The organism is Caulobacter sp. 05L422, from assembly GCF_056397765.1.
Window position 1 is genome coordinate 43,589 of the sequence record NZ_JBFTOB010000015.1, and the last position, 23,486, is coordinate 67,074.

Genomic DNA, 23,486 nt, shown 5'->3' on the forward strand with positions numbered 1-23,486 from the left:
TGCCATGTTTCGCGGGCGTCGCCGCCTAGCTGCCGGTGACTTCTTCCCAGAAGCGCTTGGCCTTGCCGACGAAGTTGGCCGACTTGGGGTTCTGCTTCTCGCTGCACAGGCCGGCCAGCTCCTGCAGGAGCTCCTTTTGCCGTGCGGAAAGGTGGGTCGGGGTTTCCACGAACAGCTCGACCACCAGGTCGCCGCGCTGGCGGCTGCGCAGGGACGGCATGCCCCGGCCCTTCAGGCGGACGGTCTTGCCGGTCTGCGAGCCTTCCGGGACCTTGACGGTCTGGCGGTTGGAACCGTCGCAGTTCTCGCCGCCCAGCAGGCAGGGGGCCTCGATCTCTCCGCCCAGGGCGGCCACGGTCATCGGCACCGGCACGGTGCACAGCAGGTCCAGGCCGTCGCGCTCGAACAGCTCGTGCGGGATCACCGACAGGAACAGGTAGAGGTCGCCGCGCGGGCCGCCGCGGGCTCCGGCGTCGCCTTCGCCGGCCAGGCGGATGCGGGCGCCGTCATCGACGCCGGCCGGGATGCGCACCGACAGGATGCGCTCGCGGCGCACCTGGCCGTGGCCATGGCAGGTGGTGCAGGGGTCGAGCACCAGGCGGCCCGTGCCGCTGCAGCGGGGGCAGGCGCGTTCGACCGCGAAGAAACCTTGGGTGGCCCGCACGCGGCCGGCGCCGCCGCAGGTGCCGCAGACCGTCGGGCTGGTGCCGGGCTTGGCGCCCGAGCCGTCGCAGACCTCGCAGGTGATGGCGGCGGGAACCTTGATCTCGACCTCGGCGCCGGCATAGGCCTGCTCGAGGGTGATCTCCAGGTCGTAGCGCAGGTCCTGGCCGCGCTGGGGACCGTTCGACTGGCGACGGCCGCCGCCGAACATCTCGCCGAACACGTCGCCAAAGACGTCGTTGAAGATGTCGCCGGCGTCGGCGCCGCCGAAGCCGCCCGGTCCGCCCTGCTGGCCGTTCACCCCGGCATGGCCGAAGCGGTCGTAGGCCGCGCGCTTCTGGGCGTCGGACAGCACCGAATAGGCTTCGTTGATTTCCTTGAAGCGCGAGGAAGCGTTCTCGCAACCGCCGTTGCGGTCGGGATGGTGCTCCATCGCCATCTTGCGGAACGCGGCCTTGAGGGCGGCGTCATCGCAGCCTCGGGCGACGCCCAGGACTTCGTAATAGTCGCGCATCGTCAGGGTCGATCACTAGCCATGTTGGATAAGGAGGTGGGAGCGCTCCCGCCCAGCCGCAAGCGGCGGGCAGGAGCCTTGTTCCCGAAAGGCGGCGTGGGCGAAACAGCCGTTAAGGGTTTCGCCCCGCGACCCATGGTCACGCCGACGGCTTGGAGTCGTCGACTTCTTCGAATTCGGCGTCGACGACGCCGTCATCGGCGGCGGCTTCGTCGCCGCCTTCAGCGCCTTGCTGGGCGCTGTACATCGCTTCGCCGAGCTTCATCGACGCCTGGATCAGGGCTTGGGTCTTGGCCTGGATGGCCTCGACGTCCTCGCCTTCCAGCGCCGACTTCAGGTCGGTCAGGCCGGTCTCGATCGCTTCCTTCTCGGGAGCGCCGACCTTGTCGCCGTGCTCGGCCAGGGCCTTCTCGGTCGAGTGCACGATGGCCTCGCCCTGGTTCTTGGCCTCGACCAGCGCCTTCTTCTTCTCGTCCGAAGCCTTGTTGGCCTCGGCTTCCTTGACCATGCGCTCGATGTCCGCGTCGGAGAGGCCGCCGTTGGCCTGGATGCGGATCGAGTGCTCCTTGTTGGTCGCCTTATCCTTGGCGTGGACGTTGACGATGCCGTTGGCGTCGATGTCGAAGGTGACCTCGATCTGCGGCACGCCGCGCGGCGCCGGCGGAATGCCCTGCAGGTCGAACTGACCCAGGAACTTGTTGTCGACGGCCATCGGACGCTCGCCCTGGAAGGCGCGGATCGTCACGGCCGACTGGTTGTCGTCGGCGGTCGAGAAGGTCTGCGAGCGCTTGGTCGGGATGGTGGTGTTGCGCTCGATCAGCGGGGTGAACACGCCGCCCAGGGTTTCGATGCCCAGGGTCAGCGGGGTCACGTCCAGCAGCAGCACGTCCTTGACGTCGCCTTGCAGGACGCCGGCCTGAACGGCGGCGCCCAGGGCGACGACTTCATCGGGGTTCACGCCCTTGTGGGGTTCGCGGCCGAAGAAGTCCTGCACGGCTTGCTGGACCTTGGGCATGCGGCTCATGCCGCCGACCAGGATCACCTCGTCGATGTCGCTCTTCTTCAGGCCGGCGTCCTTGAGGGCCTGTTCGCACGGACCGATGGTCCGGGTGATCAGGTCTTCCACCAGGGCTTCGAGCTTGGAGCGCGACAGCTTGATGTTCAGGTGCAGCGGGCCCGACGCGTTCATCGAGATGAAGGGCAGGTTCACTTCGTACTGAGCCGTCGAGGACAGCTCCTTCTTGGCCTTTTCGGCCTCTTCGCGCAGACGCTGGAGGGCCAGCTTGTCCTTGCGCAGGTCGACGCCCTGCTCCTTCTTGAACTCGTCGGCCAGGTAGTCGACGATCCGAAGGTCGAAGTCCTCGCCGCCCAGGAAGGTGTCGCCGTTGGTCGACTTCACTTCGAAGACGCCGTCGCCGATTTCCAGGACCGAGACGTCGAACGTGCCGCCGCCCAGGTCGTAGACGGCGATCTTCTTGCCTTCGTTCATCTCCAGGCCGTAGGCCAGGGCGGCCGCGGTCGGCTCGTTGATGATGCGCAGGACTTCCAGGCCGGCGATCTTGCCGGCGTCCTTGGTCGCCTGACGCTGGGCGTCGTTGAAGTAGGCCGGAACGGTGATGACCGCCTTGGTCACCGGCTCGCCCAGATGGCTCTCGGCGGCTTCCTTCATCTTCTGAAGGATGAAGGCCGACACTTCCTGCGGGCTGTAGTCCTTGCCGTGGGCCTTGACCCAGGCGTCGCCGGTCGAACCCTTGACGATCTCGTAGGGGACCATGGCCTTGTCCTTGGCCACGACGGGATCGGCGAAGTTGCGGCCGATCAGGCGCTTGATCGCGAAAAGGGTGTTGGTCGGGTTGGTGACGGCCTGGCGCTTGGCGGGTTGGCCGACAAGGCGCTCGCCGTCCTCGAGGAAGGCGACGACCGAGGGGGTGGTGCGAGCGCCTTCGGCGTTCTCGATCACCTTCGGGGTCTTACCGTCCATGATGGCCACGCACGAGTTCGTGGTGCCAAGGTCGATACCGATAATCTTGCTCATGTTGAGACCTGCAGCTCCTGATTGGCGGACGGCGGTGACAAGGGCCTTAAGGCAAGCGCCCCGGTTTTTCTCGAGCCGTCCCCGTCTGGTCGCGTTCTAACGGTTGATCCAAATCCTTACCCCCCAAACGACGTTCGAAGGGAAAGCGTTCGTTCAATCGAAGTTGACGAGCCCGTCAACCCCGCTTCGATGCCCGATATGGGGGATGGGCGCCAGCCTGCAAGCCCAATCCCGCATGGAATGAAGGGGAATCGTGACCTGCGACGAAATAGGCCGCGCTCGAAAAAGCGCGGCCCTTCCGTCAGATAGGCGGCGAGAGCGGCCCGAAAGCCTCAACTCGCGTTCGCTGAATCCGCTCTTCGAGCGGGCCTAGGGATAAGTTCGCCTCAGCCCTTTTTAGCGACCCAGGCCGAGATCTGCGGCAACGCGGCCTTGCGGGACTTGATGCGGTCGGTGATCGAGGCCACCGATTTGTCGGCCTCGCCGCGCGAACCGGCCGGCAGGTTGGCGGCGGCGTAGGCCGTCACCTTGCCGATCATCGCCGGATCGGCCGAGGCCTTGGCCAGGCCCGGGATGAACTTGGTGCTGGAGGCCGCGTCGACCTTGCCGTTCACCGCGTCCTTGTGGGCGACGGCGAAGTCGAAGGCCAGGTCAGGGTGCAGCTTGGCCACCGTCGAGATCATGTTGGCCGACAGGGTTTCGCCCGGCTCGTCGGTCAGGGCCAGGTCCAGGGCCTTGGCGGCCAGGGCCGGATCCTCGGCCGAGGCCAGCTGGGTGTACAGCTGGTCGTGGATCAGCGGGGTCTTCTCGGCCTTGGCCTGGGCGCGCAGGGCGTCCCAGGCGGCCGCGTCGGCGTGGCGGCCGACCGAGGCCAGGATCGCCTTGCGCAGCGGGCCGGGCACGGCGGTCGGATCGGTCTTGTCGGCGGCGTAGCGGCGCTTGGCCTCGGCGATCACCGCCGGATCGCCCAGGGTGCTGAGCGCGCCGATCAGGCTGGCGCGCAGGGTGGCGACGGGGCCGGTCTCGCCGGCCTTGGCGGTCCAGCCCACTTGCTGGAACACCGGCGACAGGCGGGCGACGGCCAGCTTGCGGAACGCGGCCTGCTCGGCCGGCGCGCCGTCGTACATGCCGTCGACGGTGGTCAGGACGGTGGCGACCTTGCCCCAGACCTGCGGATCGGCGTCGGCCGGGGTGGCCATGACCAGGTCCAGGGCGTCGGTGACGGCCTGCTGGCCGTTCAGGCCCAGGGCCCAGGCGTCGGAGATCACGCCCAGCTGGTCGATGGCCGGCAGCTTGGCGAAGCCGGCCGAGACGCCGGCGAAGGCCTTGGGCGTGTAGAGGGTGCGGAAATAACCGGCCTGGCCGGCGTTGACGACCACCGGGCCGCAGCCGTCGACGCTGAGCGAACCCTTGCCGCCGACCACCAGGGTCTTGGCGACGCTGCTGGAGCCGGCGACCTGGGCCGAGACCGGCACGCGCCAGGCCAGGGGGGTCTTGGTCGGCTTGTCGCGGCTGAACTCGCCCTGGGTCAGGGTGACCGGGGTCTTGCCGGCCACGCAGGCGCCGGTGTCGACCGTGATCAGCGGGATGCCCGGTTGCAGGGTGAAGTCGTGGGCGATGGCGGTAATCGGCTTGCCGGCTGCCTTCTCGACCTCGCGCCACAGGTCGTCGGTCTGGGTGCTGCCGTGGGCGTTGGCCTTGATGTAGGACCGAACGCCCGTGCGCCAGGCCTCATGGCCGACATAGGCCTCGAGCATGCGGATGACCGCCTCGCCCTTCTGGTAGGTGATGGCGTCGAAGGCCTGGCTGGCCTGGTCGACGGTCTCGACGTGCTGGACCACCGGGTGGGTGGTGGCCAGCGAGTCCAGGCCCATGGCGTATTCGCGATTGCCGACGGCGCTCAGCTGGCTGTTCCACTCGGGGTGGAAGTGCTCGGTGGCCCGGCCCTCCATCCAGGACGCGAACCCTTCATTGAGCCAGAGGTCGTCCCACCACGACATGGTGACCAGGTCGCCGAACCACTGGTGGGCCATTTCGTGGGCCACGGTGGTGTAGATGTTCTCGCGGTCGTTCTGGGTCGAGATCGCCGGGTCGTCCAGCAGGGCGTATTCGAAGTAGAAGATCGCGCCCCAGTTCTCCATGGCGCTGAAGAACTGGCTCTGGCCGGGAGCGGCGATGTGATCCAGCTTCGGCAGCGGGTAGGGGGCGCCGAAATAGTCGTTGTACCACTGCAGGATCGGGCCCGAGGACTTCAGGGCGAAGTCGGCCTTGGCCAGGTCGCCCTTCTTGGTGATCACGCCCATCTCGACGTCGCCGACCTTGGCGGTGGCGCGATCGAAGTCGCCCAGGCCGAAGAACAGCAGGTAGGTCGACATCTTGGGCGAAGTGGCGAAGGTCACCTTGGACTTGCCGCCGCCGAGGTCCTCGGTCTTGGCGATCGGCATGTTGCCGATGGCCATCTGGCCGGTCGGGACGGTCACCTGGACGTCGTAGGTGGCCTTGAAGAACGGCTCGTCCCACGAGGGGATGAAGCGGCGGGCGTCGCTGTTCTCGAACTGGGTGTAGAGCGCGCGCTTCTTGCCCTGGTCGGTGTCGTAGTCCAGGGCGAACAGGCCCGCGGCCTGCTTGTAGATCTTGCCGCTGTAGTCGAGGGCCAGGACGTGCGCGCCCTTGGCGACCGGCTTGTCGAAGGTGAAGGTGGCGGTCTGGGCCTCGGCGTCGACGGTGATCTTGGCGACGCCCACGCCAGCCATCTCGGCCTTGGTGAACTCGAGGTCGGCGGCCTGCAGGGTGATGGTGTTGGTCGGGGCGGCGACGTCGATGGCGATCTTCACCGAGGCGGTGAAGGTCAGCTTGTCGGCGTCGGGCGTGAAGGCCAGATCATAGTGGGTCGGGACCACGCCGCGCGGCAGCTGGGTCGTGACGGTGGCGGCGGTGATCGCGGACTTGGCGGGGGCGGCTGGCGCGGCCAGGGCGGAACCGGCGGCAAAAACGAGCACGGCGGCAGCCGCGGAAGAGAGAAGTCGACGCATGAACGGCCCTGGATTTGCAAGATTTGTTCGGCCGGAGGGTCCGGCGGGCGCAAACCAACACTGTCGCAACGCGTCTGGCGCATTAAATCTCCGTAATGATTAAACCGATCAGTGTTCTGCCAGGTTTCGACCTATGGCCCGGATTGCTGGACCCCAAGGCCCAGAACGATTTGACGCGCCTGACCCTCGCCGCCTTCGAGACCGCGCCGCCCGCGAATTACGAGACCGCCTACGGCAAGGCGATGAGCGTGGCCATGACCAGCTTCGGCCCTCTGGGCTGGACCAGCGACAAGACCGGCTACCGCTACGCCGACCGCCACCCCGGGACCGGCGAGCCCTGGCCGGAGATGCCCCAGGCCCTGCTCGATCTCTGGGCGGACCTGGGCGATCCGGAGACCCCGCCGGACTCGGCCCTGATCAACCTCTATCGCGGCGACGCCCGCATGGGCCTGCACCAGGACCGCGACGAGGCCGATCCGCGCTTTCCGGTGCTGTCGATCTCGCTGGGCGACACCGCGGTGTTCCGGATCGGCGGAACCTCGCGCAAGGACCCGACGAAGTCGCTGAAGCTGTCGTCGGGGGATGTGTGCCGCCTGTCGGGGCCGGCGCGGCTGGCGTTCCACGGGGTTGACCGGATTTTGCCGGGGTCTTCGGGGCTCGTGCCGGGGGGAGGGCGGATCAACATCACCTTGCGGAGAGCCTCGGCGGCTCACCCCCTTGCCCCCACTTGACCGCTGCGCGGTCTGTCCGCCCCCCATAGGGGGCGGAGGACGTCCTCTTCCCCCTCTGGGGGAAGACGGCCGAAGGCCCGTAGGGGGCAAGTGTTCGCCGCACGAAAAAGGGCCGCCCCATCGGGACGGCCCTTCATCATCTCAAAACCCCGAAACCCTACCCGCGCAGCTTGCGGGTGATCGTCTCCAGGTCCTGGCTCAGGACCGGATCCTCGGCGCGCAGGGCCTCGATGCGGCGCACGGCGTGCAGGACGGTGGTGTGGTCGCGGCCGCCGAAGCGCCGGCCGATGTCGGGCAGCGAGCGGGTGGTCAGCTGCTTGGCCAGCCACATGGCCGCCTGGCGCGGGCGGGCGATGGCGCGGTTGCGGCGCTCGCTGAGCAGGTCGGCCTGTTTCATGCCGTAGTGCTCGGACGTCGCCTTCTGGATGTCGTCGATGGTGATGCGCTTCTCGCCGGCCCGCAGGTGCGGACGCAGGATCGCCTGGACCTCGTCCAGGGTCAGGCGCGAGACGCCTTCGCCGGCCCGGGCCGACAGGGTGTTCAGCGCGCCTTCCAGCTCGCGGACGCTGTCGGTGAAGCGGTCGGCCAGGAAGTGCAGGACCTCGGTGCGCAGGGTCGGCTCGAAGCCGTGCTGGCGCGACAGCGCCTGCAGCTTGCGGTCCAGGATGCCCAGGCGCAGGGCGCGGTCGGCCGGCTCCAGGCCGCAGACCAGGCCCGCCGACAGGTGCGAGCGCAGGCGGGCGTCCATCTCGGTCATCGCCGCGGGGGCGCGGTCCGAGGAGAACACCACCCGGCGGCCGTCCTCGACGAGGGCGGTCAGGGTGTGGAACAGCTCTTCCTGGCTCGACTGCTTGCCGGCGATGAAGTGCACGTCGTCGATGATCAGCAGGTCGGCGCCGCGCAGCTCTTCCTTGAAGGCCGCGGTCTGGCGATCCATCACCGCCCGCACGAAGGTCGACAGGAAACGCTCGGCGGTCAGATAGACCACGCGCTTGGTCGGAGCCTGGCGCATGGCCTCCCAGGCCAGGGCGTTCAGCAGGTGGGTCTTGCCGAAGCCGTAGGGGCCGTGGAACAGCACCGGGTTGAAGTGGCCGTCGGCCCAGCTCGCCACGCGGCGCGCCACGGCGTGGGCGAATTCGTTGGCCGGACCCGGCACGAAGGTGTCGAACGTGAAGCGTTCCTGCAGACCCTGGACGGGCGAGGGCTTGGCGCCGTTGGTCGGGGCCAGGGCCGGGACGTCGCTGGACACCGGCAGCACGATCTCGATCGGTTCGGCCTTGGCGTCGTGGCCGGCGGTCACGCCGCCCGAAACGCCGTTGGCGGCTTCGAATTCCAGACGCGACTTGAGATCCAGTCGGCGCGAGGTCGGATCGTTGGCCGCCCACAGCTCGCTGACGCGACGCCAGGCGCTGCGACGAATCCAGTCGCGCGCGATGCCGGTCGGCGTCACCACCACCACATCGCCGGCCTGGCCTTCACGCAGCACGGCGGGCGCGATCCACGACCCGAAAGCGGCGTCGCCCAGCTCGCGTTTCAGCACCGTGCAGACCTTGCCCCAGACGACGCCCGCAGGCTCGCAGGCAACCGTCGAGAACGCAGCCGAAAACTCTTGGGTCACTACCCCGCCTTTGGTCGTCATCGGTCACCGCCTCGATATGTCGTGTCATCCCCGATCGCCGCCCCCCATGGCGCACGACCGTGCCTCAAGCCTTCTCTGTCCAGCAGACACAGGGGGTTGATCGGCGAACGCAAGGGTTCGACCGCCGCCAGTGATCTCCATGGACTGGAAGAGCGTTGAGACGCTTAAACTAGCCAGCGGCCCCCGCCGGTCAAACGGAAAACTTGCGTCCGTCGGCGGATATTTCTGTTGACTCGACAGACGTCCTCGCCCGCCAAGGGAATGCTATTTCGGAGCCCCGCGTTCACCCACCGGAATGTCCTGAGGACAATCTTGAGTTCGAAAAAAGGCAATAGAAAAAGCCGGCCGAGTTTCCTCGACCGGCTTTTCTAAGTCTTTGATTTCGCTAGCCGAACGGCGTTCGGCGAGAATCTTGATTTAGGCAGCAGCCTGATCAAGCTTCTTCAAGCGAGCCGCCAGGCGCGAAACCTTGCGCGAGCCGGTGTTGGGGTGGACGACGCCCTTGGAGACGGCGCGCATCAGTTCCGATTGCGCTTCGATGAAAGCGGCCTTGGCGACGGCGGCGTCGCCGGCGGCCAGGGCGTCTTCAAACTTGCGCAGGAAGGTGCGCACGCGCGAGCGGCGAGCGGTGTTCACTTCGGTGCGACGAGCGATCTTGCGGATCGCTTTCTTGGCGCCGGGATTATTGGCCATTAGTTCGGACCTTCAAACGGACAGCCGCGCGGGCGGCCGCGAAGCAGGAGAAATCAAGAGCGCGCGGATATACGGGAACGACCGCCCGGGGTCAATCCACCGAGGCGCCAGAATCTCTCCCGCCATCCCGCGTCCTTGGCAAACGGCCGTTCACGACCCCTTGAACGCCGGTTTGCGCTTCTCGACGAAGGCCGCCATGCCTTCCTTCTGGTCGTCGAAGGCGAACAGCGAGTGGAACAACCGCCGTTCCAGCTGCACGCCCGTGCTGAGCGTGGTCTCGTAGGCGGCGTTGACCAGCTCCTTGTTCATCGCCGTGGCCAGCGGCGACTGGGCGGCGATCTTGGCCGCCACCGACAGGGCCTCGTCGACCAAGGTGTCGGCCGGGAAGATCCGCGACGCCAGGCCCGCGCGCTCGGCCTCCTCGGCGCCCATCATCCGGCCGGTCAGGATCATGTCCATGGCCTTGGACTTGCCCACCAGGCGCGTCAGACGCTGGGTGCCGCCGATGCCGGGGGCGACGCCGAGATTGATCTCGGGCTGGCCGAACTTGGCCGTGTCGGCGGCCAGGATGAAGTCGCACATCATCGCCAGCTCGCAGCCGCCGCCCAGGGCGTAGCCGGCCACCGCGGCGATGATCGGCTTGCGGGTCCCCTCGATGGCCCGGGCCCCGGCGGCGAAGAAGTCGTCCTTGAACATCTGGGCGTAGGACTTGTCCGACATCTCCTTGATGTCGGCCCCGGCCGCGAAGGCCTTGGCCGAGCCGGTGATCACGATGCAGCCGATCGCGTCATCGGCCTGGGCCGCCGCCAGGGCCTGGCCCAGCTCGGTCAGCAAGGCGGTGTTCAGCGCGTTCAGCGCCTCGGGCCGGTTCAGCCGGATCAGGGTCACGCCGGGCGCGGCCTCGGGGGTCTCGACGATCAGGGTCTGGTACGCGGCCATCGACGGGTCTCCTGTTGAGCGCCGCCGTTATAGAGGGCCAGGCGAGGTTGGGGAGCCCCCCCGGGGAGCGGGCGTCGCCTCGGCCGTTCCTTACATCGCGATGAACGCGGCCAACTCGTGCGGTTCGCCGGTGGGGAAGGCGGCCTTGAGGTGCTCGAGAAAGGCCGAGACCCGCGCGCTGAGCAGGCGGCGCGACGGGTAGAGCGTCCACAGGTGGATTTCCGGCCCGTCGACGTCGCCCCAATGGGCCAGGCGACCCGCCGCCAGGTCGTGGCTGACCAGCGACACCGGAAGCCGCGCGACGCCGACGCCGGTCCGGACCGCATCGCGGACCATGATCATCGACGACAGGCCCAGGACGGGATCGACCATCAGGGTCGAACGTCCAGTCGCGCTCGCCACCCTCCAGGCCTCGGTTCCAGACCCTGTCCCGCGGACGACGGCGGGGACGGCCGAGCCGTCCGCGGGCCGGACAAGGTCGGGGCTGGCCACCACCACCAGGCGGTCGCGCATGAAGGCCCGTCCGACCAGGGTCTCGTCGGGATGCGGATTCACACGGATCACCAGGTCGTAGCCTTCCTCGACCATGTCGACGGCCCGGTCTTCCGTCGTCACCTCCAGGCGGACCTCCGGATGTTTCAGGGCGAACTCGGCGGCCAGCCTCCCCATCGCGATCTGCGAGAACAGCAAGGGCGCGCTGACCCGGAGCAAGCCGCGCGGGGTGCTTCCGCCGGACGCGATCCCGGCCGCGGTCTCGTCGAGTTCCGTGAGCAGGGCGGATGTCCGCTCGTGGAGCGTCCGTCCCTCCTGCGTGAGCTTCAGGGTTCGCCCGCCCCGCTCGAACAGGCGCAGGCCGAGGCTGGCCTCGAGCTCCGCGACCCGGCGCGACAGGGTCGCCTTGGGCCGCCCGGCGGCGCGGGCGGCGCGGCCGACCCCGCCATGCCGGGCGACCAGGTTGAAATCGGCGAGGGCCAGCCAGTCCATGTGTTCCACCTGTGGGACGGAGTGTCCAAATCTAACGGCTATTGGGCCAACTGTGGATCACTAATTTGCCGGGTGTCACTTGAACCCCGGAGATTTTCCCATGACCATCCTCGTTACCGGCGCCACCGGCCGTGTCGGCGGCCACGTCGTCCAGCAACTGGTCCAGCGCGGCGCCGACGTGCGCGTGCTCGTCCGCGATCCCGCCAAGGCCGACTTCCCGGCCGGCGTGGAGGTCGTCCAGGGCGACCTGCTCGACGTCGACGCCGTGCGCGCCGCCTTCAATGGCGTGCGCACGCTGTTCCTACTCAACGCCGTGGCGGCCGACGAATTCACCCAGGCGCTGATCGCCCTGAACATCGCCCGCGAGTCCGGCGTCGAGCGCGTCGTCTACCTGTCGGTGATCCACGCCGACCGCTTCGTGAACGTGCCGCACTTCGCGGTGAAGTCGGGCGCCGAGCGGATGATCCAGCAGATGGGCTTTTCCGCCACGATCCTGCGCCCGGCCTACTTCATCGACAACGAACTGACGATCAAGGACGTGGTCCTGAACCACGGCCTCTATCCGATGCCGATCGGCGGCAAGGGCCTGGCCATGGTCGACGCCCGCGACATCGCCGAGGTCGCCGCGATCGAGCTGATCCGTCGCGACCAGGCGCCCGGCAAGCTGCCCACCGAGACCCTCAACCTGGTGGGCCCCGACACCCTGACCGGGTCGGACGTGGCGACGATCTGGTCCGACGTCCTGGGCCGTCCGGTCGCCTATGGCGGCGACGATCCCACGGGGTTCGAGCGGAACCTGGCCAACTTCATGCCCAAGTGGATGGCCTATGAGATGCGTCTGATGGCCGAGCGCTTCGTCGGCGACGGCATGCTCCCCGAGGCCGGCGACGTCGAGCGTCTGACCAAGATCCTGGGCCGCCCGCTGCACACCTATCGCGAGTTCGCGGCCCAGATCGCCGCGACCGCCGCCAAGGACTGAGGCCATGATTTATTCGACCGCCACCATCCCGGTGAATCCGGAAGGCGAGACCAGGCTGACCCGCGCGCAGGCGTGGGCGGGCCTGGAGCTCAAGGCCCGCGACGCCCGGCTGTTCCTGCCGCCTGGCCTCTGCACCCGCTGCGACGTCGTCGAGGAAAGCGCGAGCCATTTCGTCCGTGACGCCACGATCGGCGGCGTCGACCTGCGGGAGATCGTCGTTTTGGAACCGCGGAGCAAGGTCACCTTCTTCCAAGCCGCGGGACCGCGCGAAGGCGCCATCGTCAACGAACTCTTCGAGGACGAGGCCGGGGCGCTGCAGCTGCGCTTCTACTGCTATCTCGGCCTGCGCGACAAAACGCCGAACGGTCCGGAGGAGCAGGCAGAACAGGCGCAGTTCGACGGCGACACGGGCTACCGGGCCGCGCTGCTGTCGACGCTGAAGCGCACCCGCGAACTGCTCGCGGCGGGCCAGCTCCAGGCCTGAGCCCAGGTGAGGGACCGTCTCCCTGGAGGCGGTCCCGCCTAGACCTGGCAGACCGGGCAGAAGAAGGTCGAGCGGCCGGCCTGGACCTCGCGGGCGATCACGCCCTTGCAGCCGGGCGTGGGGCAGGGCTGGCCTTCGCGGTCGTAGACCCGGAAGCGGTGCTGGAAGTAGCCCAGGGCCCCGTCGGCCGCGGCGAAGTCCTTCAGGGACGAGCCGCCCACCTCGACGGCCTCGGCCAGCACGTCCTTAATCGCCGTGGTCAGGGGCCCCAGCCGCTTGCCGGCGATCATCCCCGCCGGCTTGAACGGCGAGATGTGGGCCCGGTGCAGGGCCTCGCACACATAGATGTTGCCCAGGCCCGCGACGGTCTTCTGGTCCAGCAGCAGGGTCTTGGGCCCCTGCTTGCGACCGTTGAACCCCGCGACCAGGGTCTTGGCGTCGAAGGCGTCGCTGAGCGGCTCCGGCCCCATGGTCGCGAACCAGGGGTGGCGGTCGAGGCGGTCGGTGGCGATCAGGTCCATGAAGCCGAACCGGCGCGGGTCGTAATAGGTGACGACGGCGCCGGGTTCGGTCTCGAAGACCACGTGGGCGTGCTTGTCGTCGGGCGTGACTTCGCGGGCGAAGTCGCCGGGCCTCGTCGAGCCCTCCGGAGCGGCGATCTCGAAACGCCCGGTCATGCCCAGGTGCATCACCAGGGTGTCGCCGCGGTCGAGCGGGGCCAGCAGGTACTTGGCCCGGCGGTCCAGCCGCAGGATCTTCGCGCCCGTCAGCCGCTGGACGAAGCCGTCGGGCAGGGGGAAGCGCAGGTCGGGACGGTTGGCGCGCACGCGGGCCAGGCGCGCGCCGCTCAGCACCGGCTCCAGGCCGCGGCGCACGGTCTCGACTTCAGGCAATTCGGGCAAGGCGGACCTCGGAGGATGGCGGGTCGCCAGATATCGGGCATACCGCGCGCCGTTCCTAGAGCGGGACACGCAAAACCGGTGACGGACAAGCACGGGCGGTTATAAGAGCCCCATACCCCATCGGGCGCCACGGGCTGGCCCCGGACGATTTCGAGCGCCAAATTCGAGCAATGACATGACCAAGGCCTCCGCCACCTTCGGATTCAAGGACGTCGACGCCTCGGCCAAGGCCGGCCTGGTGCGCGGCGTGTTCGACCGGGTCGCCAAGAACTACGACCTGATGAACGACGTGATGAGCGGCGGCGTGCACCGGCTCTGGAAGGACGCGGTCGCCGCGCGCCTCAACCCCCAGCCGGGCGAGATCATCATCGACTGCGCCGGCGGCACCGGCGACATGGCCCGCCGCTTCGCCAAGCTTGCTCGTTCAGCGCAGGAGCGGCGCGGCGGGCCGGACGCCGTGATCAACATCATCGACTACAACGCCGAGATGATCGGCGCGGGGATCGAGAAGGGCGGCGCGCCGGAGATCACCTGGACGGTCGGCGACGCCCAGCGCCTGCCGCTGCCCGACGCCTATGCCGACGCCTATGTGATCTCGTTCGGCATCCGCAACGTCACCGACATCGACGCGGCCCTGCGCGAGGCGCGCCGGGTGCTGAAGCCCGGCGGCCGCTTCATCTGCCTGGAATTCTCCAAGCCGGTGACCGAGGCCCTGTCCAAGGCCTACGACGCCTATTCCTTCAAGCTGATCCCGCAGTTCGGCGAGTGGCTGGCCAAGGATCGCGACGCCTACCAGTACCTGGTCGAGAGCATCCGCCGCTTCCCCGACCAGAAGACCTTCGCGGGGATGATGGAGAACGCCGGCTTCAAGCGGGTGACGATCACCAACTTCACCGGCGGCGTCGCGGCGATGCACCAGGGCTGGGCGCTGTAGCGCCGTATCCCGCGGCGCCCGGAATTCAGGGCGCGATGCTCGCGGCGTAGTCGTAGAGCCGCTGGTCGAAGGCGTTGTGGCGCATGATCGACTCGCGCAGGGATGGGCTGATCGCGCGATCGCTCGGCCTTGTCGTCGTGACGTTCAGCTGGTCCAGGCTCGCGCCCTTCACCGCCGGCAGGACGTCGGCCAGCCGCGCCAGGTCCGCGTCCAGCGTTTCCTGCCGCCCCACCCAGGCGCAGGCGTCCAGGGTCGCCTTGGCGTTTTCCAGGGCCTGGTCCAGGTCGACCGTGTAGTTGTAGACGTGGTCGCCCAGCTGGCGGACCTGGCGGTTGTGGATGTTCTCGAAGACCACGTCCGTGGGCAGGTCGAAGAATTCCTCGACCGGATGGGCCTGGGCGGCCGCCACGTCCTCATGCGGCGCCCAAGGGAAGTTGCGCGCGTAATAGTACCAGGACAGCGAGCGTTCGATCGGGTCGCGCAGGACGGTCAGCAGCGCCGCGCCGGGAAAGAACCGCCGGGCGTCGGTCACGCTGATATGCCCGACGACGACGTCGTAGTGCGCCAGCGCGTCAGCCTCGGCCTGGGTCATGACCGAGGCGTTGACGGACGGGCTCACGGCCTCGTCGCCCACCTGGCGTCGCAAGGTGTCGTGCAGGCTCATGCCGGCGGTCTTGGGCACATGAAGGAAAACGGCATAGGTCATTGGCGATGAAATCCTGCGTACTGAGCACACCCGTCAAGCCCCCACATCGCGCCTGACCGCCTCGAACGTTTGGCGCGCGCCGCGCCTCTTCGCAACCCGCCTTTGGTGTTCCGCCCTTGACCGGAAGGCCCGGAGCGGGCTTTGAGGCCTGAGCATGACAGAGCCCTCCCGCTTCGACCTCGCGCCCGGCGCCTTCCCGTTCGTCGCCGCATGAGCCGCGTCGCCGCCCTTCTGCGCCTGATCGCCGCCGGCTGGGCCCTGGTCCGGGCCGACGCCCTGGTTCCGCGCGAGCTGGAGCCGGTCCTTCCGCCGTCGGCGCTCTGGGCGGGTCGCGCCCTGCGGCTGTTCGCCGGCGGCGCCGCGTGCAAGGGCCGGCCCGGCGAGCGCCTGGCGCGGGTGCTGGAGCACGAGGGTCCCGCCGCGATCAAGATGGGCCAGTTCCTGTCGACCCGGGCCGACATCTTCGGAAGCCAGTTCGCCGAGGACCTGTCGCACCTGAAGGATCGCCTGCCCGCCTTCCCGCTGGAGATCGCCAAGGCCGAGATCGAGCGCGGCCTTGGCCGGCCGCTCGACACGCTCTACGCCAGTTTCGAGACCTCGATCGCCGCCGCCTCGCTGGCCCAGGCCCATTCGGCGACCTTGCTGGACGGGACCCGGGTGGCGGTGAAGGTCCTGCGGCCGGGCATCGAGCGCCAGGTCGCCCGTGACAGCGCCGCCCTGCGCCTGGCCGCCGACCTGGCCGAGCGTCTGGTTCCCGCCGCCCGCCGCCTGCGGCCGCGCGAGTTCGTCGAGGTGGTGATCCGGGCCCTGGACCTGGAGCTGGACCTGCGCTTCGAGGCCGCCGGCTGCGCCGAGTTGGGCGAGGCCATGAAGCTGGACCCCTACATGCGCGCGCCGCAGGTCGTGTGGGACGGGGTCGGCAAGCGGTTCCTGACCCTGACCTGGGCCACGGGCCTGGCCCTGTCGGACCCCGCCGCCCTGGAGCAGCCGGGTCTGGACCGTAAGGCCCTGGCCGAGGCCGTGACGCGCGGCTTCCTGGCCCAGGCCCTGGACCACGGGCTGTTCCACGCCGACCTGCACGAAGGCAACCTGTTCGTCAGCGCCCCGGCCTCGATCGTGGCGGTCGACTACGGCATCCTGGGCCGCCTGGGCCAAGCCGAGCGCAAGTACCTGGCCGAGATCCTGTACGGCTTCCTCAATCGCGACTATCCGCGCGTGGCGGCGGTGCATTTCGACGCCGGCTACGTGCCCGCCCACCAGGATCGCGACGCCTTCGCCCAGGCCCTGCGGGCGGTGGGCGAGCCGGTGTTCGGCCGCGACGCCCAAGGCGTCTCGATGGGCAAGCTCTTGGCCCAGCTGTTCGAGATCACCGCCCTGTTCGACATGGCCCTGCGCCCGGAACTGGTGCTGCTGCAGAAGACCATGGTCACGGTCGAGGGCGTGGCCCGCCGCATCGACCCGACCCACGACCTGTGGGCCGCCGCCGACCCGGTGGTGCGCCGCTGGATCGCCCGCGAGCTGTCGCCGACCGCCAAGGTCCGCGACTTCGCCGACGAGGCCGTGCGGGCGATCCGCGCCCTGGCCCGCCTGGCCGAGACGCCGACCGTTCCGGCCGTCGTGGTCGAGCAGCGCCCTGCCCGGCCGCTGCTGTGGTTCCTGGCCGGCGCGGCGGTGGCGGGCCTGGCCTTCGCCACGGGCGCTTGGCTGGTTTAGGAGCCCGCGCCCCGTTCTCGACGCTTGCTCGCGGCCACTGCTCAAGCGGGCGCTCTGCCGGCGCGCCGGCAAACGCCTTCACCCCTCACCCTCCCACGCTTCGCGCGGGCCCCTCCCTCTCCCCTCCGGGAGAGGGGTTCGGACACGCTCTGGTCTTCATCAAGTCCAGGGGAGCGGCGTGGTCCGCCCCCCTGGGTCCCGGTCGCCCGCCAGGCGAGCCGGGAAACGAAGGGAGGGCGCGGTGGGGCCGCTCGCCTTCCCTTCGGCGCCTCCCCCTGGGCGCGCTGGAACGGCGGCTTAGCTGTCGCCGGCGACGGAGGTCCGATCGCGGGACGCGGTGGTTCGCCGACCCTGGCCCGCCTTCTGCGTCGCCCAATAGACCGCGCCGTCGTCGGGCTTGAACATGGTGCGCGGCGCCCCCGTCTTGGTGACCACCGCGAAGACGTTGTCCTTGGGGTCGTAGATCAGGGTGTCGCCATTGGCGCGCTTCAGGGTTTCGGCGCCGGCCGGCGGGTGGCCGACGAAGGCGTGGGTCTTGCGGACATAGTCATCGACATCGGCGGCGGCGAACTCGGCGCCGTAGCGCTCGAAGCCCCGCTGGGCGTTCTCCTCGGCCGTGCGCGTGCGGTTGGCCGCCCACATCGGCTTGCCCGCCACCTTGCGCACCGGCGCGTCGCGCGGGTCGGGCCGGGTGGGCGCGCTGTCATAGGACGGCGCGTCGCGATCGGACGCCGGCTCGGCCGCCGAAGCGACGTCGCCGGCCTTGGGCGCCTTCACCGCTGAAGCGCCGCCGTCGCAGGCCCCGACGCTCAAGGCCACGGCGACAATCGCGAACGCGGAAAGCCAGGACGCGCACCGTACCGTCATGATCGATCTCCAGGTGTTTCCTCTACTTTTACGATTAAGAACGAAGAAAGAACGGATGTCGAGTCCCTGTTAAGGTTTTTGCGCGAAGGGGCTTACGCTGGAGCGCGCGTCGCTCTATGCGCCTGGAGGCGAGACGCGCCGGAGGCCGATGACATGACCGAGAAGCGGGTTCTTCTGATCGTGGGCGGCGGCATCGCCGCCTACAAGGCGCTGGAACTGACGCGGCTGCTGCGCAAGGCCGGCGTCGGCGTGCGGCCGATCCTGACCAAGTCGGGCGCCGAGTTCGTCACTCCCCTCTCCCTTTCCGCCCTCGCCGAGGACAAGGTCTATAGCGAGCTGTTCTCGCTGACCGACGAGGCCGAGATGGGCCATATCGAGCTGTCGCGCTCGGCCGACCTGGTGGTGGTGGCGCCGGCGACCGCCGACCTGATCGCCAAGGCCGCCCACGGCCTGGCCGGCGACCTGGCCTCCACGACCCTGCTGGCCACCGACAAGCCGGTGCTGATGGCCCCGGCCATGAACGTGCGGATGTGGCTGCACCCGGCGACCCAGCGCAACCTGGCGACCCTGAAGGCCGACGGCGTGACGTTCGTCGGTCCCGACGAGGGCGCCATGGCCTGCGGCGAGTTCGGCCCCGGACGTCTGGCCGAGCCGCCGGTGATCTTCGAGGCGATCATGGCCGCGCTCGCCGGACCCGCCGCCCGGCCGCTGGTCGGCAAACACGCCCTGGTCACCGCCGGCCCGACCTTCGAGCCGATCGACCCGGTGCGCGGCATCACCAACCGCTCCAGCGGCCGGCAGGGCTACGCCATCGCCGGCGCCCTGGCCAAGCTGGGCGCGCGGGTGACGCTGGTCAGCGGCCCCGTGGCCCTGCCCACCCCGCTGGGCGTCGACCGCGTCGACGTCGAGACCGCGCGCGACATGCTGGCCGCCTGCCAGGCCGCCCTGCCCGCCGATGTCGGGGTGTTCGTGGCCGCTGTCGCCGACTGGCGCATCGACGAGGTGTTCGGCGTCAAGCTGAAGAAGGACAAGGGCGGCCCGCCCGCCCTGACCTTCGTCGAGAACCCCGACATCCTGGCGACGCTTTCGGCCTCCGGACCGAAGCGCCCGAAGCTGGTGATCGGCTTCGCGGCCGAGACCAACGATGTCGAGATGCACGCCCGCGCCAAGCTGGCGCGCAAGGGCTGCGACTGGATCATCGCCAACGACGTCACCGAGCCCGGGGTGATGGGCGGCGACGAGAACGCCGTCCTGCTGATCTCCAAGGACAAGACCGAACGCTGGACGCGGGCCGCCAAGAATTCCGTGGCCCACGACCTCGCCCAACGCATAGCCCAATCCCTGGAAACGAGCCTTTCATGACCACCCCGCACATCCCCGTCGTCCAACTGGCCCACGCCGAGGGCCTGCCCCTGCCCGCCTATGAGACCAACGGCGCGGCCGGCATGGACCTGCGGGCCGCGGTGGACGAGGACGCGCCGCTGGTGCTGAAGCCGGGCGCGCGCTTCATGGTCCCCACGGGCCTGGCCTTCGCCGTGCCGCTGGGCTTCGAGGCCCAGGTGCGGCCGCGCTCGGGCCTGGCCGCCAAGGCCGGCGTCACCTGCCTGAACACCCCCGGCACCATCGACAGCGACTATCGCGGCGAGGTGAAGGTGATCCTGATCAATCTGGGGGAAGAGGACTTCACGATCCGCCGGGGCGATCGCATCGCCCAGCTGGTGATCGCGCCCGTGGTCCAGGCTTCGTGGGGCCTGACGACCAGCCTGGACGAGACGGCGCGCGGCGCGGGCGGCTTCGGCTCGACCGGCGGGCGCTAAACTCTGGAGCGGCGGCGACCAGCCGCCGCGTTCTCAGCCCCCGTGCAGGGCGGGCGACATCGCCAGATAGCCGCCGAACCCCGCCGCGAAGGCGGCGGCCGCCAGCCACAGGACGGGGCGGAACATCGAGAGCGGGCCGCTTCGGGCGTTCATCGGGGCGTTCATGGGCGCTTCCTGGGCGACAGCACGGAACGAACAGCTCCGTCCTTGGAAATACGCGCGCACAGCTCCCCCGGTTGCCGACGCTCGAAGATTAATGGGTGATTCGCCCGCAGCGAGAAAGTGCGCTGAAGACACGCTCCGGCGCTATGCGAACGCGCCGGATCACACCGTTCGCGCGACGTGACGACGCAGGCTTGAGCTTTCGCTCCAGACCCGGTTGATTTTTGGACGGGTGCGTCCATTTATCCCTTGCCCGGGACGTAGGTCCGATATATCGCCCCGGTCCATCGGGTTGTTTTCAGGATCGTCACGTCCATGGCCGCCGCGTCCAACAAGAAGCTTGTTCCCCTGATCGTCGGCGGCGTGGCCGTCGTGGCGCTGGTCGTCGGGGGCGGACTGTGGTTCGTCGACAAGCAGCGCTACGAGACCACCGACAACGCCTTCGTCCAGGCCGACACCGTGCAGGTCAGTCCGCAGGTCTCGGGCTATGTCGCCGAGGTGCTGGTGGCCGACAACCAGCGGGTCGAGGCCGGCCAGGTGGTCGCGCGCATCGACCCCGCACCCCTGCAGGCCAAGCTGGACCAGGCCATCGCCAACGCCCAGGCCCTGGAAGCCGCCATCAAGGGCGTCGACGACAAGGCCGCCCTCGAACAGGCGATGATCGCCCAGCGCGCCGCCGGCGTCGCCAGCGCCCAGGCCGACCAAGGCCGCGCCAAGGCCGACCTGGTGCGTTACGACGCCCTGGCCAAGCAGGGCTGGGTGTCCACCCAGAAGGTCCAGACCACTCAAGCCAGCGCCGCCCAGTCGGCCGCCGCCGTGCAGAGCGCTCAAGCCGCCCTGGAAGCCGAACGCCGCACGGCGGAGTCGCTGGGCTCGGCCCGCGCCCAGACCGTGGCCCAGGCCGCCGCCGCCCGCGCCGCCGTCGAGCAGGCCCGCATCGACTTGGACCGCACCGTGATCCGCGCGCCCGCCTCCGGCGTGGTCGGGGCCCGCGCCGTGCGCCCCGGCCAGCTGGTCTCGCCGGGCGTGGCCCTGATGTCGATCGTTCCGGTCGGCCAGGGCTATATCGTCGCCAATTTCAAGGAGACCCAGGTCGCCCGCCTGCGCGTGGGCCAGCCGGTCGAGATCAAGGCCGACGCCTTCGGCAAGAGCGTGATCCACGGCAAGCTGGACAGCTTCGCCCCGGCCACCGGCCAGGAGTTCGCCCTCATCCCGGTCGAGAACGCCGTGGGCAACTTCACCAAGATCACCCAGCGCCTGCCGGTGAAGATCGTCGTCGAGAAGTCGGAATTGGGCTCGGCCCTGCGCCCCGGCCTGTCGGTCGACGTCAAGGTCGACGTGCGCGACCGATCGGGCCCCTCGTTCGCCGAGGCCGGCCAGCCGAACGCGCCGCAACTGGCCCAGCGCGGCGTGGCGCGCTAGGCGCGTCAGGCCAGGAGCCCGGTCATGACCGACGCCGCCCTCCCCGCCCAGGCCGCGCCCAAGCCGGCCGCGCCGGCCCAGGAGATCGACTGGGGCCGGCTGATGCTCGGCTTCGGGGCCATGGTCATCGGCCAGTTCATGGCCATCCTCGACATCCAGATCGTGGCGGCTTCGCTGCCGCAGATCCAGGCCGGGGTGGGCGCCAGCGCCGACCAGGTCAGCTGGATCCAGACCGCCTACCTGATCCCCGAGGTCGTGATGATCCCGCTGTCGGGATATCTGTCGCGGCTGTGGGGGACGCAGCGCGTCTACCTGATGTCGTGCACCGGCTTCATCGTCATGAGCGTGCTGACGGGCCTGTCCTCGTCGATCGACATGATGATCATCACCCGGGCCCTGCAGGGCTTCATCGGCGGGGCGATGATCCCGACGGTGTTCGCCGTGGCCTTCACCGCCTTCCCGCCCGAGCGGCGGGTGACGGCCAGCGTGATCATGGGCCTGATCGTCACCCTGGCCCCGACGGTCGGCCCCACCCTGGGCGGCCACCTGACCGAGTGGCTCAGCTGGCGTTGGCTGTTCTTCATCAACGTGCCGACCGGCCTGGTCGTGCTGTTCGGCGTGGCCCGCTGGGGCCAGTTCGACAAGGGCGACCCCAGCCTGGCCAAGGGCTTCGACTGGTTCGGCCTGGCGGTCATGGCCATCTTCCTGATGAGCATGCAGTTCGTGCTGGAGGAAGGCTCCAAGGACGGCTGGTTCGAGGACAGCGGCATCCTGGCCCTGACCGTGACGGCCGTCGTCACCGGCGTGGTCTTCGTCTGGCGCTCGCTGAGCTATCGCAACCCGATCGTCGAGCTGCGGGCCTTCGCCAACCGCAACTTCAGCATCGGCGTGATGATGACGGCCGTGTCGGGGGCCAGCCTGTTCGGCGGCACCTTCCTGCTGCCGCAGTTCCTGGGCCGGGTGCGGCACTATTCGGCCTCGGAAGTCGGCACCACCATGGTGGTCTCGGGCCTGTCGATGTTCGCCACCGGACCGATCGCCGGCCGCCTGGTGCGCCAGATGGACCCGCGCATCCCGATGTTCATCGGCTTCCTGCTGGCGGGCTGGGGCATGTACATGGCCCATGGCGTGACCAAGGACTGGGGCTTCTGGGAGTTCGCCGGGGTCCAGGCTTGCCGGGGCGTGGGGGTGATGATCGCCATGATCGCCACCCAGCAGGTGACGATGAGCACCCTGCCCCAGCACATGGTCAAGAACGCCTCGGGCCTGGTGAACCTGGCCCGCAACACCGGCGGCGCGATCGGCCTGGCCCTGCTGGCCACGGCGATCACCAACCAGACGGCGCTGTACTATATGGGCCTGTCGGACGAGATGGGTCAGGGCGACGCCCGGATCGCCAGCATGATGACCGGCCTCGCCGCGCGCATGCAGCAGCTGGGCGTGGCCGATCCGGACGGCGCGGCGCGCAAGGCGATCAGCGGCATGTTGAGCCAGCAGGCCACGGTGCTGGCCTTCGGCGACAGCTTCACCCTGCTGGCCTATGGCTGCTTCATAGCCGCCGCCGTCTCGCTGCTGGCCAAGCCGGCCAGGAACGCTCCTCCTCCCCCTTCGGACGCGCACTGACATGCCTAGAGTCGCTGGCCAGATCGATGTCGCCAAGACCGAAGCCATCCTCGACGCCGCCGTCGAGGTGATCGGCCAGCGCGGCCTGGGCGCGCCGATGGAGGCGATCGCCAAGCGGGCGGGCGTCTCCAAGCAGACCGTCTACAACCACTACGGCTCCAAGGCCGAACTGATGCGGGCCCTGATGCAGCGGCGGGTGGAATCCATCACCGCCCCGCTGCGCGATCCCGGCGCCGTCGACAATCCGACGCAGACCCTGGAGGCCTACGCGCTCTCGCTGCTGGAGACCCTGATCACCAACAAGAGCTATTCGATGATGCGGGTGATCATGCTGGGCGCGGGCGAGATGCCCGATGTCGCCCAGGAGGTCTACGAGGCCGGCCCCCTGAGCGCCCGTCGTCAGCTGGCCGCCTTCCTGAAGGCCGAGACCGAGCTGGGCCGCATGAAGGTCGAGGACTTCGACCAGGCCGCGGAACTGTTCTCCGGCATGGTCATGGGCCAGAGCCAGATGCGCTCGCTGCTGCGCCTGCCGTCCGACAAGACGCCGGAAGAGTACCGCCGTCTCGCGCGCGAGGCCGCCGAGCGCTTCATGCGCGCCTACGCCCCATAGAAAAGGCCCCCGCCGCATGGCGAGGGCCCTGTCTTCT

Annotated in this window: 21 protein-coding genes; 10 read left to right on the forward strand and 11 right to left on the reverse strand. The window is 69.1% G+C overall.

Annotated features, from left to right (window positions below):
- Positions 1 to 25 precede the first annotated feature (25 nt).
- The 3 genes from dnaJ to AC1DMQ_RS15260 form a co-directional block, all read right to left on the reverse strand.
- The gene (dnaJ, locus tag AC1DMQ_RS15250) at positions 26 to 1,177 is read right to left on the reverse strand and encodes a molecular chaperone DnaJ (protein WP_477034400.1); all 1,152 of its coding nucleotides are present in this window, start codon (positions 1,175 to 1,177) and stop codon (positions 26 to 28) included.
- A gap of 139 nt (positions 1,178 to 1,316) precedes the next feature.
- On the reverse strand, positions 1,317 to 3,212 hold the full coding sequence (dnaK, locus tag AC1DMQ_RS15255; RefSeq protein ID WP_477034401.1) for a molecular chaperone DnaK: 1,896 nt from the start codon (positions 3,210 to 3,212) through the stop codon (positions 1,317 to 1,319).
- Positions 3,213 to 3,598: 386 nt separating this feature from the next.
- Positions 3,599 to 6,211 carry a M1 family metallopeptidase gene (locus tag AC1DMQ_RS15260; RefSeq protein WP_477034402.1) on the reverse strand — a complete coding sequence of 871 codons (2,613 nt, stop codon included), beginning with the start codon at positions 6,209 to 6,211 and terminating at the stop codon, positions 3,599 to 3,601.
- A gap of 128 nt (positions 6,212 to 6,339) precedes the next feature.
- Between AC1DMQ_RS15260 and AC1DMQ_RS15265 the strand changes: the two genes are divergently transcribed.
- Complete coding sequence (locus AC1DMQ_RS15265) at positions 6,340 to 6,975, forward strand: alpha-ketoglutarate-dependent dioxygenase AlkB (RefSeq protein WP_477034403.1); 636 nt, start codon at positions 6,340 to 6,342, stop codon at positions 6,973 to 6,975.
- A 157-nt stretch (positions 6,976 to 7,132) separates the two neighbouring features.
- Here AC1DMQ_RS15265 and dnaA read toward each other — a convergent pair whose 3' ends face one another.
- The 4 genes from dnaA to AC1DMQ_RS15285 form a co-directional block, all read right to left on the reverse strand.
- Positions 7,133 to 8,614, reverse strand: a complete 1,482-nt coding sequence (dnaA, locus tag AC1DMQ_RS15270; protein WP_477034404.1) for a chromosomal replication initiator protein DnaA — start codon at positions 8,612 to 8,614, stop codon at positions 7,133 to 7,135.
- A gap of 417 nt (positions 8,615 to 9,031) precedes the next feature.
- Positions 9,032 to 9,307 carry a 30S ribosomal protein S20 gene (gene rpsT / locus AC1DMQ_RS15275; protein WP_007664810.1) on the reverse strand — a complete coding sequence of 92 codons (276 nt, stop codon included), beginning with the start codon at positions 9,305 to 9,307 and terminating at the stop codon, positions 9,032 to 9,034.
- 150 nt (positions 9,308 to 9,457) lie between these two features.
- Positions 9,458 to 10,246 carry an enoyl-CoA hydratase gene (locus tag AC1DMQ_RS15280; RefSeq protein WP_477034405.1) on the reverse strand — a complete coding sequence of 263 codons (789 nt, stop codon included), beginning with the start codon at positions 10,244 to 10,246 and terminating at the stop codon, positions 9,458 to 9,460.
- Positions 10,247 to 10,336: 90 nt separating this feature from the next.
- Entirely contained in the window at positions 10,337 to 11,230 is an 894-nt protein-coding gene (locus AC1DMQ_RS15285) for a LysR family transcriptional regulator (protein ID WP_477034406.1), read from the reverse strand.
- Positions 11,231 to 11,330: 100 nt separating this feature from the next.
- Between AC1DMQ_RS15285 and AC1DMQ_RS15290 the strand changes: the two genes are divergently transcribed.
- Entirely contained in the window at positions 11,331 to 12,209 is an 879-nt protein-coding gene (locus tag AC1DMQ_RS15290) for an SDR family oxidoreductase (protein WP_477034407.1), read from the forward strand.
- 4 nt (positions 12,210 to 12,213) lie between these two features.
- Positions 12,214 to 12,693 (forward strand): AtaL-like protein, encoded by a 480-nt coding sequence (locus AC1DMQ_RS15295; protein ID WP_477034408.1) that lies wholly within the window; start codon positions 12,214 to 12,216, stop codon positions 12,691 to 12,693.
- Positions 12,694 to 12,731: 38 nt separating this feature from the next.
- On the opposite strand, the gene mutM is transcribed toward AC1DMQ_RS15295, so the two are convergent.
- Positions 12,732 to 13,595, reverse strand: a complete 864-nt coding sequence (gene mutM, locus AC1DMQ_RS15300) for a bifunctional DNA-formamidopyrimidine glycosylase/DNA-(apurinic or apyrimidinic site) lyase (RefSeq protein WP_477034409.1) — start codon at positions 13,593 to 13,595, stop codon at positions 12,732 to 12,734.
- Between the two features lie 175 nt (positions 13,596 to 13,770).
- Here mutM and AC1DMQ_RS15305 point away from each other — a divergent pair, with 175 nt between their 5' ends.
- Positions 13,771 to 14,529: a class I SAM-dependent methyltransferase gene (locus AC1DMQ_RS15305; protein ID WP_477034410.1), complete on the forward strand. Its 759-nt coding sequence runs from the start codon at positions 13,771 to 13,773 to the stop codon at positions 14,527 to 14,529.
- 25 nt (positions 14,530 to 14,554) lie between these two features.
- On the opposite strand, the gene AC1DMQ_RS15310 is transcribed toward AC1DMQ_RS15305, so the two are convergent.
- On the reverse strand, positions 14,555 to 15,235 hold the full coding sequence (locus tag AC1DMQ_RS15310; RefSeq protein ID WP_477034411.1) for a sulfotransferase family 2 domain-containing protein: 681 nt from the start codon (positions 15,233 to 15,235) through the stop codon (positions 14,555 to 14,557).
- Between the two features lie 210 nt (positions 15,236 to 15,445).
- On the opposite strand from AC1DMQ_RS15310, the gene ubiB reads away from it, so the two are divergent.
- The gene (gene ubiB, locus AC1DMQ_RS15315; RefSeq protein ID WP_477034412.1) at positions 15,446 to 16,948 is read left to right on the forward strand and encodes a 2-polyprenylphenol 6-hydroxylase; all 1,503 of its coding nucleotides are present in this window, start codon (positions 15,446 to 15,448) and stop codon (positions 16,946 to 16,948) included.
- Between the two features lie 297 nt (positions 16,949 to 17,245).
- Here the strand turns inward: ubiB and AC1DMQ_RS15320 are convergent, their stop codons facing one another.
- Positions 17,246 to 17,815: a hypothetical protein gene (locus AC1DMQ_RS15320; protein WP_477034413.1), complete on the reverse strand. Its 570-nt coding sequence runs from the start codon at positions 17,813 to 17,815 to the stop codon at positions 17,246 to 17,248.
- A 153-nt stretch (positions 17,816 to 17,968) separates the two neighbouring features.
- Between AC1DMQ_RS15320 and coaBC the strand changes: the two genes are divergently transcribed.
- A complete protein-coding gene (gene coaBC, locus AC1DMQ_RS15325) occupies positions 17,969 to 19,177 on the forward strand; it encodes a bifunctional phosphopantothenoylcysteine decarboxylase/phosphopantothenate--cysteine ligase CoaBC (RefSeq protein ID WP_477034414.1) in 1,209 nt (402 codons plus the stop codon).
- Entirely contained in the window at positions 19,174 to 19,632 is a 459-nt protein-coding gene (gene dut, locus AC1DMQ_RS15330; RefSeq protein WP_477034415.1) for a dUTP diphosphatase, read from the forward strand. The genes coaBC and dut overlap by 4 nt, the downstream gene beginning before the upstream one ends.
- Positions 19,633 to 19,665: 33 nt before the next feature.
- Here the strand turns inward: dut and AC1DMQ_RS15335 are convergent, their stop codons facing one another.
- Positions 19,666 to 19,797 (reverse strand): hypothetical protein, encoded by a 132-nt coding sequence (locus AC1DMQ_RS15335; RefSeq protein ID WP_477034416.1) that lies wholly within the window; start codon positions 19,795 to 19,797, stop codon positions 19,666 to 19,668.
- A gap of 312 nt (positions 19,798 to 20,109) precedes the next feature.
- Here AC1DMQ_RS15335 and AC1DMQ_RS15340 point away from each other — a divergent pair, with 312 nt between their 5' ends.
- From AC1DMQ_RS15340 to AC1DMQ_RS15350, 3 genes are read left to right on the forward strand one after another with little or no spacing between them, the layout of a single operon-like run.
- Positions 20,110 to 21,216 carry an HlyD family secretion protein gene (locus tag AC1DMQ_RS15340; RefSeq protein WP_477034417.1) on the forward strand — a complete coding sequence of 369 codons (1,107 nt, stop codon included), beginning with the start codon at positions 20,110 to 20,112 and terminating at the stop codon, positions 21,214 to 21,216.
- Positions 21,217 to 21,240: 24 nt separating this feature from the next.
- Positions 21,241 to 22,839 carry a DHA2 family efflux MFS transporter permease subunit gene (locus AC1DMQ_RS15345; protein ID WP_477034418.1) on the forward strand — a complete coding sequence of 533 codons (1,599 nt, stop codon included), beginning with the start codon at positions 21,241 to 21,243 and terminating at the stop codon, positions 22,837 to 22,839.
- A gap of 1 nt (position 22,840) precedes the next feature.
- Positions 22,841 to 23,449: a TetR/AcrR family transcriptional regulator gene (locus AC1DMQ_RS15350; RefSeq protein ID WP_477034419.1), complete on the forward strand. Its 609-nt coding sequence runs from the start codon at positions 22,841 to 22,843 to the stop codon at positions 23,447 to 23,449.
- Positions 23,450 to 23,486: the final 37 nt, after the last annotated feature.